The organism is Ciceribacter sp. L1K23 (assembly GCF_018122705.1).
Classification (GTDB): domain Bacteria; phylum Pseudomonadota; class Alphaproteobacteria; order Rhizobiales; family Rhizobiaceae; genus Allorhizobium.
In genome coordinates, this window is record NZ_JAGRRC010000001.1 from 3431638 (window position 1) to 3445190 (window position 13553).

Annotated in this window: 15 protein-coding genes; 11 read left to right on the forward strand and 4 right to left on the reverse strand. The window is 60.4% G+C overall.

Annotated features, from left to right (window positions below; all coding sequences use genetic code 11):
* Nucleotides 1-57: 57 nt before the first annotated feature.
* Both J5J10_RS16585 and rsmI read right to left on the reverse strand, forming a co-directional pair.
* Nucleotides 58-426, reverse strand: a complete 369-nt coding sequence (locus tag J5J10_RS16585; protein ID WP_208548252.1) for a YraN family protein — start codon at nt 424-426, stop codon at nt 58-60.
* The gene (rsmI, locus tag J5J10_RS16590; protein WP_349252076.1) at nt 410-1339 is read right to left on the reverse strand and encodes a 16S rRNA (cytidine(1402)-2'-O)-methyltransferase; all 930 of its coding nucleotides are present in this window, start codon (nt 1337-1339) and stop codon (nt 410-412) included. The genes J5J10_RS16585 and rsmI overlap by 17 nt, the downstream gene beginning before the upstream one ends.
* A gap of 243 nt (nt 1340-1582) precedes the next feature.
* Here rsmI and dnaN point away from each other — a divergent pair, with 243 nt between their 5' ends.
* From dnaN to pyrF, 4 genes are all read left to right on the forward strand, one after another.
* The gene (gene dnaN, locus J5J10_RS16595) at nt 1583-2701 is read left to right on the forward strand and encodes a DNA polymerase III subunit beta (protein ID WP_208548250.1); all 1119 of its coding nucleotides are present in this window, start codon (nt 1583-1585) and stop codon (nt 2699-2701) included.
* A 111-nt stretch (nt 2702-2812) separates the two neighbouring features.
* On the forward strand, nt 2813-3406 hold the full coding sequence (gene pmtA, locus J5J10_RS16600; protein ID WP_208548249.1) for a phospholipid N-methyltransferase PmtA: 594 nt from the start codon (nt 2813-2815) through the stop codon (nt 3404-3406).
* Nucleotides 3407-3415: 9 nt separating this feature from the next.
* The gene (locus tag J5J10_RS16605; RefSeq protein ID WP_211930707.1) at nt 3416-4012 is read left to right on the forward strand and encodes a histidine phosphatase family protein; all 597 of its coding nucleotides are present in this window, start codon (nt 3416-3418) and stop codon (nt 4010-4012) included.
* Entirely contained in the window at nt 4003-4695 is a 693-nt protein-coding gene (gene pyrF, locus J5J10_RS16610; protein WP_211930708.1) for an orotidine-5'-phosphate decarboxylase, read from the forward strand. The genes J5J10_RS16605 and pyrF overlap by 10 nt, the downstream gene beginning before the upstream one ends.
* Nucleotides 4696-4720: 25 nt before the next feature.
* Here the strand turns inward: pyrF and J5J10_RS16615 are convergent, their stop codons facing one another.
* Nucleotides 4721-5779, reverse strand: coding sequence for a right-handed parallel beta-helix repeat-containing protein (locus J5J10_RS16615; RefSeq protein ID WP_211930709.1), 1059 nt, complete (start codon nt 5777-5779; stop codon nt 4721-4723).
* 133 nt (nt 5780-5912) lie between these two features.
* Here J5J10_RS16615 and J5J10_RS16620 point away from each other — a divergent pair, with 133 nt between their 5' ends.
* Both J5J10_RS16620 and J5J10_RS16625 read left to right on the forward strand, forming a co-directional pair.
* Nucleotides 5913-6200 carry a DUF1330 domain-containing protein gene (locus J5J10_RS16620; RefSeq protein ID WP_208548245.1) on the forward strand — a complete coding sequence of 96 codons (288 nt, stop codon included), beginning with the start codon at nt 5913-5915 and terminating at the stop codon, nt 6198-6200.
* Nucleotides 6201-6301: 101 nt separating this feature from the next.
* Nucleotides 6302-7279: a complex I NDUFA9 subunit family protein gene (locus tag J5J10_RS16625; protein WP_211930710.1), complete on the forward strand. Its 978-nt coding sequence runs from the start codon at nt 6302-6304 to the stop codon at nt 7277-7279.
* 369 nt (nt 7280-7648) lie between these two features.
* On the opposite strand, the gene J5J10_RS16630 is transcribed toward J5J10_RS16625, so the two are convergent.
* The gene (locus tag J5J10_RS16630; protein WP_208548243.1) at nt 7649-8455 is read right to left on the reverse strand and encodes an undecaprenyl-diphosphate phosphatase; all 807 of its coding nucleotides are present in this window, start codon (nt 8453-8455) and stop codon (nt 7649-7651) included.
* A 159-nt stretch (nt 8456-8614) separates the two neighbouring features.
* Here J5J10_RS16630 and J5J10_RS16635 point away from each other — a divergent pair, with 159 nt between their 5' ends.
* The 5 genes from J5J10_RS16635 to J5J10_RS16655 all read left to right on the forward strand — a co-directional run bounded on the left by J5J10_RS16635 (nt 8615) and on the right by J5J10_RS16655 (nt 13471).
* Entirely contained in the window at nt 8615-9307 is a 693-nt protein-coding gene (locus J5J10_RS16635) for a glutathione S-transferase family protein (RefSeq protein WP_208548242.1), read from the forward strand.
* An 11-nt stretch (nt 9308-9318) separates the two neighbouring features.
* Nucleotides 9319-10479, forward strand: a complete 1161-nt coding sequence (queG, locus tag J5J10_RS16640; RefSeq protein ID WP_211930711.1) for a tRNA epoxyqueuosine(34) reductase QueG — start codon at nt 9319-9321, stop codon at nt 10477-10479.
* Nucleotides 10476-11366, forward strand: a complete 891-nt coding sequence (locus J5J10_RS16645) for an SDR family oxidoreductase (protein WP_211931275.1) — start codon at nt 10476-10478, stop codon at nt 11364-11366. The genes queG and J5J10_RS16645 overlap by 4 nt, the downstream gene beginning before the upstream one ends.
* Before the next feature lie 376 nt (nt 11367-11742).
* Nucleotides 11743-12105, forward strand: a complete 363-nt coding sequence (locus J5J10_RS16650) for a septal ring lytic transglycosylase RlpA family protein (protein WP_246745780.1) — start codon at nt 11743-11745, stop codon at nt 12103-12105.
* Nucleotides 12106-12181: 76 nt separating this feature from the next.
* Complete coding sequence (locus J5J10_RS16655; RefSeq protein WP_211930712.1) at nt 12182-13471, forward strand: RsmB/NOP family class I SAM-dependent RNA methyltransferase; 1290 nt, start codon at nt 12182-12184, stop codon at nt 13469-13471.
* Nucleotides 13472-13553: the final 82 nt, after the last annotated feature.

Genomic DNA, 13553 nt, shown 5'->3' on the forward strand with positions numbered 1-13553 from the left:
ACACTTTCGTGACAGAAAAATTACATTCCCGGCCGCGGCCGGAACGGCGGTGCCAAGTCAAAATGCATCCTTGAAGTGAACAGGCAGCCGCCACGCCCTGATCGCCAGAATGTCATAGCGGCGTGCGAGGAGATGGGCGTCGCGGCGCCGGCTGATCCAGAGGTCACTCGCAGCGCGGATCCGCCGCTTCGTCGGTTCGTTCACGGCATCCACAGCGGCCTGCAGGGTTCGACGGGATTTCACCTCGACGAAGGCGATCACATTGCCCTTGCGAACCACGAGATCGATTTCTCCGAGGCCCGTCTTGTAGCGCAGCGCCAGGATGCGGTAGCCCCGCGACAACAGGAAAAGCGCTCCGAGCCACTCGGCGAGGTGGCCCCACCGCTCTGCCCGTCGTCGCCGTCCGCCGTTATCGACCGCCTGCATGATCATCCTTCAGCTCGATCAGCCGCTGATAAAGGTCCCGCCGCGGCAGCCCGGTCTGTCGGGCAGCCTCGGAGGCCGCCTTTCCGACCGACAAGTCGGACGAAAGACGACGAAGCAGTTCGTCGACGTCCTTTTCGCCGGGTGGCAGTGGCGGATCCGGCGGAGCGATCACCAGGACAATCTCGCCCTTGACCGTCCTGTCCGCATAATCCACCGCCAATTGTGCAAGAGTATCGCGCCGAAACTCCTCGAACGTCTTCGTTAGTTCGCGGCACACGGCGGCGCGGCGCTCTCCACCCAGGACGTCGGCGGCGGCCGACAGCGTCGCGCCGATGCGATGGGGCGAGTCGAAGAAGATCAGCGTGCCGGGCACCTGCCGCAGTTCCTCCAGGCGGTCGCGCCTCGCCTTGTCCTTGGTCGGAAGGAAGCCGGCAAACAGAAACGTATCATTGGAAAGGCCGGAGCCAACCAGTGCTGCCAGCGGCGCGGAGGCGCCGGGTATTGGCACGACGCGGTATCCAGCTTCGATTGCGAGCTGCCCAAGCCTGTAGCCCGGATCAGAAACCAATGGCGTGCCGGCGTCGGACACGAGCGCCACGGATTTGCCAGCGGAGAGCGCCTCGATCAACCTCGGGCCAACCTCGTCCGCATTGTGTTCGTGGTAGGCATAAGGCCGGGTTGCGATGCCGTAGCGATCGAGCAGAACCCTCGTGACGCGCGTATCCTCGCAGGCGAGCACATCGGCTGCGGCCAGAGTTTCCAATGCGCGCAGCGTGATATCGCCGAGGTTCCCGATCGGCGTCGCCACCAGATAAAGGGCTGTTTCTATCGGGCGCGCGGCCACGGCCACGTCGTTTACCCGATAAGTCCGGGCAGCGGCGGGCCGCTCGTCTTTGTCTTCTGTTACACTCACTTCAATCGTCCCGGGCAGCTTCAGTCCTTTATGCTGGAGGGTCATGCGCGACGCAAGGCCGCCATCCTCTGTGCATAGGCGGGAGAATTGTCTGTTTCAGGCATGCGGCGAAAGCGAGGCCCTTGCAATTCTCAGGGAATTGCTGGCATTTTGCCCGTCCACATCGTCCGGCCGGGATGGGCCGGCAGCAATATTCGAGGCCCCGCGTCCGTGGGTCCGCTCAGGTCGAAAGCGGTAGCATTCATGCGTATTACTCTTGAACGGTCCAATCTTCTCAAGTCGCTCAATCACGTGCATCGGGTGGTCGAGCGCCGCAACACCATCCCGATCCTGTCGAACGTGTTGCTTCGGGCAGAAGGTGCGCAGCTTGACATGAAGGCAACGGACCTCGACCTCGAAATCACCGAGGCGACGCCGGCCATGGTCGAACAGGCTGGCGCAACGACCGTACCGGCGCATCTTCTCTACGAAATCGTGCGCAAGCTTTCGGATGGATCGGAAGTCCTGCTGTCGACCAATCCGGACGGGTCATCCATGACGGTCGCATCCGGACGATCCAAGTTTTCGCTGCAGTGCCTGCCGGAAGCCGATTTCCCGGATCTGACTGCCGGCAGCTTCAGCCACTCCTTCAAGCTGAAAGCCAGCGATCTCAAGATGCTGATCGACCGCACGCAGTTCGCGATCTCGACCGAGGAAACGCGGTACTATCTCAATGGTATCTTCCTACACACGATTGAAAGCCAGAATGCGCTGAAGCTGCGCGCCGTCGCGACGGACGGCCACCGTCTCGCACGTGCCGATGTCGAGGCCCCATCCGGGTCCGAAGGAATGCCGGGGATCATCATCCCACGCAAGACGGTGGGCGAACTGCAGAAGCTCATCGACAACCCGGATCTGGTCATCACCATCGAACTCTCGGACGCAAAGATCCGCTTCACCATCGGTTCGGTGGTGATCACCTCGAAGCTGATCGATGGCACGTTCCCGGACTACCAGCGGGTGATACCCACCGCCAATGACAAGGAAATGCGCGTCGATTGCCAGACCTTTGCCCAGGCCGTCGATCGCGTGTCGACCATTTCTTCCGAGCGCGGTCGCGCGGTGAAGCTGGCTCTCAGCGACGGACACCTTATCCTAACCGTCAATAACCCTGACTCCGGAAGCGCGACCGAAGAAGTTGCCGTGGGGTACGAGAGCGACGCAATGGAAATCGGCTTCAACGCCAAGTATCTGCTCGACATTACCGCCCAGCTTTCGGGAGACGACGCGATCTTCATGCTTGCGGACGCCGGCTCGCCGACCCTGATCCGCGACACCGCCGGCGACGATGCGCTTTACGTGCTGATGCCGATGCGCGTGTAACTAATGCCGGCATAAAGTTGTCGCCCAGCGCCATTTGGTCTTGTTTTTGCGACAAACAAGGCCAACATTGCCTTACGCGGATGAACCGCTGGTCAAGGTAGGGAGAGAGCAATGGCGCTTCGCCTGAAGGAACGGTTCGAAAAAAAGTTCGATGAGGAAATCCGTTTCTTCAAGGGCATGATGCAGGGGCCCAAGCAAGTTGGCGCCATTGTTCCGACTTCTTCTGTCACCGCCCGGAAGATGGCGAGCGTGATCGACACCCGTTCGGGTCTTCCCGTTCTTGAACTCGGTCCCGGTACGGGCGTGATAACGAAGGCGATTCTCGCCAAAGGTATCAAGCCGGAGAACCTCGTATCGATCGAATATTCGGCCGACTTCTACCAGCATCTCGTCGATAGCTATCCGGGCGTCAACTTCATTCACGGCGATGCTTTCGATCTCGAGAAGACGCTGGGGACGCGTCACGATCAGATGTTCGACAGCGTCATTTCGGCCGTGCCGCTTCTCAGCTTTCCGATGCCGCGGAGGGTCGAGTTGCTCGAGTCGCTTCTGGACCGTATCCCGGCCGGACGACCGGTCGTGCAGATTACCTATGGTCCGGTGTCGCCCGTGGTGGCGAAGCCCGGCAGCTACCACATCCAGCACTTCGACTTTATCGTGCGCAATATCCCGCCCGCGCAGTTGTGGATTTACCGTCGCGGCTAAGGTTTTCTGATGTTCGCCCTCTACATCACCCATCCGCAGGTCCGGATTGATCCGACCGTGCCGGTCCCGCTATGGGGCCTTTCCGAGGTTGGCGCGGCGCGCGCGAACACCATCAAGGACCGTCCGTGGGTGGGCCGACTGCGTCGTATTGTGTCCAGCGCGGAAACCAAGGCGATAGAAACGGCGGAGATCCTGGCGTCGGTGACCGGCATCAACGTCGAGATCGTGGAAGCAATGCATGAGAATGATCGGTCGGCGACCGGCTTTCTAGCGCCGCCGGAATTCGAGGAGGCTGCCGACTGGTTCTTTGCCAATCCTGACAAGAGCTTCCACGGCTGGGAAAGCGCCGCCGATGCACAGAGCCGTATCGTCGGCGAGGTCATGTCGGTCCTCGACAACCACGATGCCTCTCACCCGATTGCCTTCGTTGGCCATGGCGCGGTCGGCACCCTGTTGAAATGCCACCTGGCCGGCGTTCCGATTTCCCGTGCTCACGATCAACCTGGGGGCGGCGGCAATCTCTTCGCATTTTCCCTTGCGGACCGTTCCCTCTCGTGCGACTGGACCCCCATCGAGAACTGGCGGGAGAACGACAAATGGCCGTGAAGAACAGACTGATCGTCGGGCTCGACCTGCCGACTGTCGGCGAAGCCGAGGCGATCGTATCCACACTCGGAAACGCGGTGGGCTTCTACAAGATCGGTTACCAGCTAGCGTTCGCGGGCGGCCTTGAATTTGCCCGTGATCTCGCGCGGGACGGCAAGCAGGTGTTTCTCGACATGAAACTCCTGGACATCGACAATACGGTCGCGTCAGCCGTCGAGAACATCGTCAAAATGGGCATGACCATGCTGACCCTGCATGCCTATCCGAAAGCCATGAAAGCGGCGGTATCGGCGGCGGAAGGTTCCGGCCTCTGCCTGCTAGGGGTTACCGTGCTGACGTCGATGGACGAGCAGGACCTCTTGGACGCCGGTTATGAATACGATCCGCACACGCTGGTTCTACGGCGGGCCGAACAGGCATTGGCGGCCGGCATGGGCGGGATCGTGTGCTCCGCGGAAGAAGCTTCGGCCGTGCGTCGCATTATCGGTCCGGACCTCGCGGTGGTAACGCCCGGCATCCGGCCGGCCGGAGCCGAGAAAGGCGACCAGAAACGCGTTATGACCCCTTCCGAAGCCCTGCGTTCGGGATCGAGCCACTTGGTGGTGGCCCGTCCGATCGTCAAAGCCGCCGATCCGAAACAAGCCGCACTCGATATTCTTGCCGAAATGGCGGAGGTTCTCTAGCACCGGCTTGCACCGTTTCACCCGTTCATTTCCGCTCTGTATTCACCACCATCGGCGACAGGGCGCCCTCGAAACTGTTACCGCCGACCACATTGTCGATCGCCCGGTCTCGCGGATCCAGGCTGCTGCCGAAGGGGTATTTGGGATTGGGTTCGCAATACCATTTGCCGACATCGCGCTGGTTCAACCAGATCGCCGGGTAGGCAATAAAGCTAGACTTGTAGATGAAGCGGTTGTCGACAATGCGATTGTTGCGCGGCTCCTGGTGGCGGATGGTTCCGCCTTCACCGCAGTTGCGATAGACGAACACGCCACCCTTTTCAGGATTTTCAAAGGTATTTCCAGAAATCACATTTCGTGCCGAGCCGTCGATCGCGATCATCTCCCGGCCGACTTTCATTGCGAAACGATTGCCAGAGATGACGTTTTCGGCAGACTCGGCGTCAAGGTAGATGGCGGTCTTCGAGGATTTGCCGCGGAATGTCGAATCGAGGACCGAGGACCGCGTGACACCCGGCCCGAAATAAAGCGGAATCCCTCCGGTCGAAGTCAGCGTGATCCTGTCCAGAACTATGCCAGACGGCGCCTTGGACTGGGCGTTTGCCGTATGGTTTCGTTTGAGAGACGATTTCCGGACTTCCTCCGCTTCGCCGTTCGGCCCGAGACCGGTTAGACGGACATTTCCGATAATCTTGCAGTTCCTGATGGTTATGTCGCGAGGAACACTCCAGCCGGAGCCATCCTTCAGCTTTTGCGACCTCACAAGTAGCGTTGGGGCGCTGCCCCCATATTTGAGCTTGGTACTGCCGAGCGTCGCGCCGCGGCAATCGAGCGTCAGTCCCGACGCTGCCTCGCCCGCGAAAACCAGCTTACGCGTGATGACATCCTCGGGTTTCAGCTTGATGTCGCACTTGACGACGACACGGTCATCCTTGCCCTTCGGCGGGCTGCGCAGCTTGTCGTAAAAAGCCGCGTCGCAAGCCTCGGCTTTCGCGTCGGTTGGGAAGCCGACATAGGATGCGATCGCCGCTGCGCATGCCAACAGCATCAGAGGAAGGGTGGAGGGTGCGGTCAGGGTTTTCAATGGGTTCTCCATGGACGCAATCGATCTGATTCGCACTCTATCGGTTCAAATCTAACTCCGGGATGAACGATCTTGACCGCACAGGTGATTTATCCCAAAACCGCGTCGACCATAAAAAAACGGAGAGGACGACATGGCCAAGGGTTACTGGATCGCGCGAGTCGATGTCCGCGACACCGAGCGCTACAAGGACTACGTTGCTGCGGCCAAGCCAGCCTTCGAAAAATATGGCGCGAACTTTCTAGCGCGTGGCGGCAAGGTCGAAGTCCTAGAAGGGCCAGCCAGGGCGCGTAATGTCGTCGTTGAATTTCCGTCGCTTCAGGCTGCGGTCGACTGCTACAACTCACCTGAATATCAAATCGCCGCCAAGATCCGGCAGGAGGTTGCCGATGGCGAGATCCTGGTCGTCGAGGGCGTCTGACAAAGCGTCGCTGCGCCGCCTTTCCGCTTCACCTCGATCCGGGATTCGGCTAAGAAGCGGCGAGTAGAGCCTTCCTGCCTTCCAACACCGGGGATCTTGCCATGACCTTGTCCAATCTTCCGCCGCTCGTCACTGTTTTCGGCGGGTCGGGCTTCGTCGGGCGTCATGTGGTCCGGGCTCTGGCAAAGCGCGGGTACCGGATCCGGGTGGCGGTGCGCCGACCGGACCTTGCCGGCTTTCTGCAGCCGCTTGGAAACGTAGGCCAGATTTCCTTCGTCCAGGCCAATCTCCGCTACCGGTCGTCTATCGATGCCGCCGTGCGTGGCGCGGATCATGTGGTCAACTGCGTCGGCATTCTGTTCGAAAGCGGCCGCAACCGTTTTGACGCGGTACAGGATTTCGGTGCGCGGGCCGTGGCGGAAGCCGCACGAACCGCCGGCGCCACCCTCACCCATGTGTCCGCCATCGGCGCAAACGCAAAGTCGCAATCCCTTTATGCGGCCAGCAAAGGTCGGGCAGAGGACGCCATCCTGGCGACGAAACCGGATGCCGTCATCCTGCGGCCGTCGATCATCTTCGGACCGGAAGACGGCTTCTTCAATAAGTTTGCGGGCATGGCACGCATAGCGCCCTTCTTGCCGCTCGTCGGCGGCGGGAAGACGAAATTCCAGCCGGTCTTCGTCGAAGATGTCGCGGAAGCCGTCGCACGGTCCGTTGACGGTCTCGTGGCGCCGGGCATTTACGAACTGGGCGGGCGCGAAGTTCTGACCTTCAAGCAGTGTCTCGAGATGATGCTCGAAACCACCAACCGGCGCAAACCGCTGTTGCCGCTGCCGTTCGGCGTCGCCTCGTTGATTGGCAGCGTTGCCTCCCTCGTGCCATTCGTCGATCCGCCTCTGACAAGCGATCAGGTTACTCTTCTGAAGAGCGACAACGTCGTATCAGAGGCTGCGGTCAAGGAAGGAAGGACGCTGCAGGGCATCGGCATCCAGCCGACAATGCTGGCTTCCATACTGCCATCCTACCTCGTGCAGTATCGCCCCCACGGCCAATATACCGGCTCCGGCAAGGCCGCCTGACCGCCTGTCGGAACCTTCTCAACGGGTAGTGCGTTGCAGGAAAGACGCAGCCGCATACAGCGCTGCGTTAACGCCGGATTCAACAAGAAACGCTATTGATGTTTTCGTTAGCAATGCGTAAACAGCGCGACACAATCGGGCCGTCGGCACTCCTGTCGATCGGGCCTTCATCAGAACTTGAGGGTCAATCGCACATGGGCAAGTCAATCGCACTCTTTTTTGCGTGTGCGGCTCTGGTCATCATCGCAGGGTCCTTCGTGGCGCCGACGACAGTCGCCGCCAAAAAGGGCTGCGCCCCCGCCTACGGGGTAGATCCCTGCTCGACCGCATCCATTGCGCCGGCCAATTGAGCGCTGGGGAAAGGCGGGATTAAAGTCCCGCCAGCAGGGCGATTAGCCCAACAAAACCAACAGCAATTCGCCACCACGCAAATGGTGCGTAGCCGCGTTTCGAGACGAAGTTCAGGAGTGAACGAACGACGAGAAGCGCGGAAACGAAGGCAGCGACAAAGCCGATGGCAATGATTGCGCCGTCGTCGAAGGTCAGAGCCGACCGGTTCTTGTACAGGTCGAGCGCAAAGGCGCCTGCCATGGTCGGCATGGCCAGAAAAAATGAGAACTCGGCGGCTGACCGCTTGTCCGCTCCGAGCAGAAGCGCACCGACGATGGTTGCTCCAGAACGGGACGTTCCCGGGATCATCGCGACGCACTGGCAAAGGCCGATCTTGAAGGCAAGCGACAGCGGATAATCCATCGCGTCGGTGTATTTCGGCTCCAGTTTCACTCTGTCGATCCAGAGCAGGACCAGACCGCCGAGTATCAGGACGACGCAGATCAGCATCGGCGTCTCGAAGAGCACGGACTTGATGAAGCCGTGCGCCAGTGCGCCGATCACCGCTGCGGGCAAAAAGCCGACCAGTACCGACAGCACGAAGCGACGGCTCTTCGGGTCAGTTGGCAAAGACAGCGCGACTTGCAGGAGTTTTGCCGTGTAGACCGTGAGGATCGCCAGGATCGCACCGAGCTGGATCAGGACCGCAAAGGTGTTCCCGGGCGATTCAAAGCCCAAGAAGTGACCGGCGAGCAACACGTGGGCCGTCGATGAAACCGGTATGAACTCGGTCAAGCCTTCAATCAGGCCAAGAATCAGCGCACTGACAATCGACTGGTCTTCCATGTTTCTTCCTCTTTGGGCTGGGGTACGAACCGCCGGGAGGGCGCGATTCGCTTGTATTGGGAGGTAGGAGCACCTATAGCTTGGATGCCGCAACGATTGCCAGCGGCGCCGCGACAGTAACGCCTGTTGATGGCAAAAGAAGATCGAATTCGAGTTGTCATGCCCACCTTGTATCACCACCCGATGTCCGCGGCGTCACGGTTCATTCGGCTCGTCCTCTCGGAATACGGCTTTCAAGCCGAGCTCGTGGAAGAGCAAACCTGGGAAATGAGGCGGGAATTCCTGTCGCTCAATCCCGCCGGCACATTACCTGTCTATGTTGATGACAGCATGAGGGTGCTTGCAGGTGCCTTCGTCATCTCCGAATTCATTGACGAAACCCACGGCGTTCTCAAGCGGGACCGTCGCCTGTTCGCCGAAGACCCTTTCCAACGTGCCGAAATCCGGAGACTGACGGAATGGTTCCTGCACAAGATGGAGCAGGACGTGACCCGGCCTCTTGTGCGCGAGCGGGTCCACAAGCTCCAGATGCCACCGACACTCGGGGGAGGAGCGCCCGATTCCAAGGTCCTGAGGACGGCGCGCGGCAATATCCGCCAGCACCTGAAATATCTCTCGTGGCTCGCGGGCTCCCGGCCGTGGCTCGCCGGCGACCGGCTGAGCTACGCCGATCTCGCAGCCGGCGCTTCCGTCTCCGTCCTCGATTATCTCGGGGAAATTGAGTGGACCGAGGCGCCCGTGGCAAAGGACTGGTACCAGCGCCTCAAGTCGCGACCGTCCTTCCGCCCGCTGTTGACCGAACGCATCCGCGGCCTGACCCCGGTGTCCCATTACGCGGATCTGGACTTCTAACGGAGGGGGACATGTCGCCATTGCCCCCGTCCGAGGCGAGCGACACCACTCGTGACCGCCTGACCTCGCTCATGAAAAGCGAGGCGACCGCGGCAGGCTTCGACATCTGCCGGATTACCCACCCGGACAGCATTCCAGATGCACCGGCCCATCTTCAGGCATTTCTCGAGGCGGGCCGCCATGGCACCATGACCTGGATGTACGAAACGCGGGAACGGCGTGCCGATCCGCGGCTGCTTTGGCCGGATGTCCGTTCCATTGTGCTCTTCGGGATGAACTATGGCCCGGACAACGATCCCAGGGCGCTGCAGGAGCATCCGGAAAAGGCGGCCATTTCCGTCTATGCCCGCAATCGCGACTACCATGATGTGATCAAGGGGAAGCTCAAGGAAATCGCGACCCGTTTTGCTGCGCGAACCGGTGCCGACGTGAAGGTTTTCGTCGACACGGCGCCGGTGATGGAAAAGCCGCTCGCGGCGGCGGCAGGGATCGGCTGGCAGGGAAAGCACACCAATCTCCTGAGTCGCGAGTTTGGATCCTGGCTCTTTCTGGGCAGCCTTTTCACCACCGCGGACCTCGTTTTCGACGAGCCGGAGGTTGATCATTGCGGCTCCTGCCGAGCCTGCCTCGATGCCTGCCCCACGGATGCGTTTCCCGCCCCCTACCAGATCGACGCCAGGCGCTGCATTTCCTATTTCACGATCGAACACAAGGGTCCGATCGACAAGGCACTCCGCCCGCATCTTGGCAACCGGATCTACGGCTGCGACGACTGTCTGGCGGCCTGTCCGTGGAACAAATTCGCCCAGGCCGCACGGGAATTGAAACTGCGGGCTCGACCCGATCTGGAGGCGCCGGATATCGCTTTCCTTCTCACGCTTGACGATAAAGCGTTCCGGAGTTTCTTCTCCGGCTCGCCCGTCAAGCGTATCGGGCGCGACCGCTTCATCCGGAACGTTCTGATCGCCGCCGGCAACTCAGGACAAAGTGCGTTCGCACCTGCCTGCCTGGCGCTGCTCGACGATGCTTCGCCTCTGGTGCGTGGGGCAGCCGTCTGGGCCTTGCGATGTTTGTTGCCAGCGTCCGAGTGGGACGATCTTCGACAAAGCCGGGGCGAGGACGAAGATGGGATGGTGAGGGACGAGTGGACTATAGAGGAACACAGCACATGAAGGTGGCTATCTTTGGCGCGGGCTATTCCGGCACCGCAATCGGCGCGCTCTTTGCAGCGCAAGGTATTCCGGTCGTCGGTACCACGCGGTCAGCGAGCAGGTTCAGGCCGCTGACCGAAGCCGGGATAAGTCCGGTTGTTTTTGACGGTGCGCTGATCGGCGATCAGTTGCTTGAGGAGATGAAGGACGCGACGCATCTCGTGCAGTCGATCGCACCGGGCCGGGACGGCGACCCGCTTATCCGCCTCTTTGGCAACGAGCCGAAGAGATTTCTGCCCCGCCTCCAATGGATCGCCTATCTATCGACCGTGGGCGTCTACGGCGACCATCAAGGCGCCTGGGTCGACGAGGACACGGCCTGCCGGCCTGTCTCGGATCGCTCGGTCGAGCGCGTCGAGGCTGAGCAGGCCTGGCAAACGCTGGCCGCAGGGCAGAGGATTCCGCTGTCGATCCTGCGATTGTCGGGCATTTACGGGCCCGGGCGAAACGGCTTCGTGAACCTTGCCAACGGCACCGCGCGTCGTCTGGTCAAGAAGGATCAGGTCTTCAACAGAATCCGCGTGGAAGACATCGCGACCGCGACGGCTTTTCTCGCGCAGCGGCTTTACGACGGCATCATCAATGTCACCGATGACGAACCTGCGCCCCCGCAGGATGTGGTTGCCGAAGCTGCGCGGCTGATGGGCATCGAGCCTCCTCCGGAGCAGGACTTCGAAAGCGCCGAGCTCAGCCCAATGGCGCGATCTTTCTATGGCGAAAACAAACGGGTCTCGAACGCCCGGCTGAAAGCTATGGGCTTCGAGTTCACTCACCCGAACTACCGGCAATCGCTCGCGGACATGTGGGTGAAAAAAAATTGGAACAAACCGCAGCAGGCCGCGTTTTAAGCCTGAAATCTTCCTCCGCATCCAACCTAACGGCCCGTCCCCCTCGCCACCCGGAAGGATGCGGAGGAAGATTTTCCTCTTATTCAGGGTCGTTTCACCGCCTTTTTTTGATTAACCTTCAAAATCGGCGCGATTTTTTTCGTGAACAGGCACTGTTCGCGGAAACCTAATCTCAGTTGCGGTTTTCTGCCTGAAATTTCAGCTCTTTTGTCCGCCATATTGTTCATTCGGACATTGCGAGTCACACCCGTGATTATCACGAATGTTACATCCTGTAATATGTCGTGATCGCGTTTAGCACGTTTTTGCCACTTTTCGACCGATTCAAGCCGAACCTTGCAAAATTAAGCTCCTCGCAAGGATGAAGGAAGACGAATTGGCGAATATCCGGAAATTCATGTTGACCGCTGTGACGATTGTCTTGGCTTCCGCAGGCATCAGCCACAGTGCATCGGCAGCAACGTCCTGTGGCGGCGCTTCCTGGTATGCCCTTCACTCAAAGACTGCTTCGGGTGAACGTATGAACCCGGCGCTCATGACAGCGGCCCACAAGACCCTGCGCTTCGGGACGAAGGTGAAGGTGACCAACCAGAATAACGGACGAAGCGTGGTGGTTCGCATCAACGACCGTGGCCCGTTCATCCGCGGCCGTGTTCTGGACCTCTCGAAGGCGGCCGCGCAGAATATCGGCATGGTCCGTTCGGGTCATGCGAAGGTCTGCTACGAAATCCTCGGCTGAGGCTCTACTGAAGGCTCCCTTGCTATGGAGCCTTTTCGGCTTTAGGACGCGAGCTTTGACAAGGAGTGCGTGATCCATGCGACTGGGCGGACGACTGGCCGGAGCAATCGAAGTCCTGGGCGATATCGAAGCCCGCAGGCGCCCTGTCGCCGATGCCCTGAAGGACTGGGGCCTGTCGCACCGCTTCGCGGGTTCCGGCGATCGGGCCGCCATCGGCAACATCGTCTACGATGCCCTTCGCATGAAACTGTCCCATGCCTGGCTTATGGATGACGACAGTCCTCTCGCACTGGGCTATGCCGTTCTCATCCGCCAATGGGGTTATTCCTACGATACGCTCGCCGCGGCGCTGGACGGCGACAACTACGCGCCGGCCATGCCCTTGGCGCTCACCGGTGGAGCCTTCTTCCAGCGCACACTCGGCGAAGCGGCACCGCATATCCAGGCGGATATCCCTGAATGGCTTCTGCCGTCGTTCCAGGCGGAGTTCGGAAGCGACTGGCTTTCCGAGGCTCAGGCCCTTGCCACACGCCCGACGCTCGACCTTCGTGTCAACACGCTGAAGGCAGGCCGGGACAAGGTCTTGAAGGCGCTCCATGACACGGGCGCCCAACCGGCGCCGATCGCGCGTTTCGGCATGCGCATACCGGCTGGAGAAGGTCCTTCCCGCCTCCCTAACGTTACCGCTGAACTCTCCTTCCAGAAGGGCTGGTTCGAAGTTCAGGACGAGGGCTCGCAGATTGTGGCAGACCTCACCTGCGTGACCCCGGGCGAGAAAGTTCTCGACTTTTGCGCCGGCGGCGGCGGGAAGACGCTGGCAATGGCCGCCGCGATGGAAAACAAGGGGCAGGTGCACGCCTTCGACGCGGACAGCAAGCGGCTTGCTCCGATCATCGAACGTCTCAAGCGCGCCGGAACGCACAACGTACAGGTTCACGACAAGGCCAAGGCTCTGGCGCCGCTTGAAGGACGCCTAGACAAGGTCCTTGTCGACGCTCCCTGCACGGGAACGGGTACCTGGCGCCGCCGGCCCGATACCAAGTGGCGGCTGACTGCCCGCAATCTGCAGGAGCGAACCGGCCAGCAGGCCGAAGCGCTTGCGGAAGCATCCAGGTATGTCCGACCCGGTGGTGACCTGATCTACGTCACCTGTTCCGTCCTACCGGAGGAAAACGGACAACAGGTTCGCGAATTCTGTACTCGAAACAGCGACTTCGAAATCGTCTCCGCCGAAGAAAGCTGGGGTAAGCTTTTCGGGCCGAACGCGCGCCAACCCTATTCCAGCAAGGATGGTTGCCTGACCCTTACCCCCGCGCGAACGGGCACGGATGGCTTTTTCTTCTGCCGCATGCGCCGGCGGGCTTAGGCGATCCCGTCGACGAATTTGACGGAAGTCCATACGAAACGTCGCTATACTGGAATATTTGACACTACTTTCTTTTTGCTCC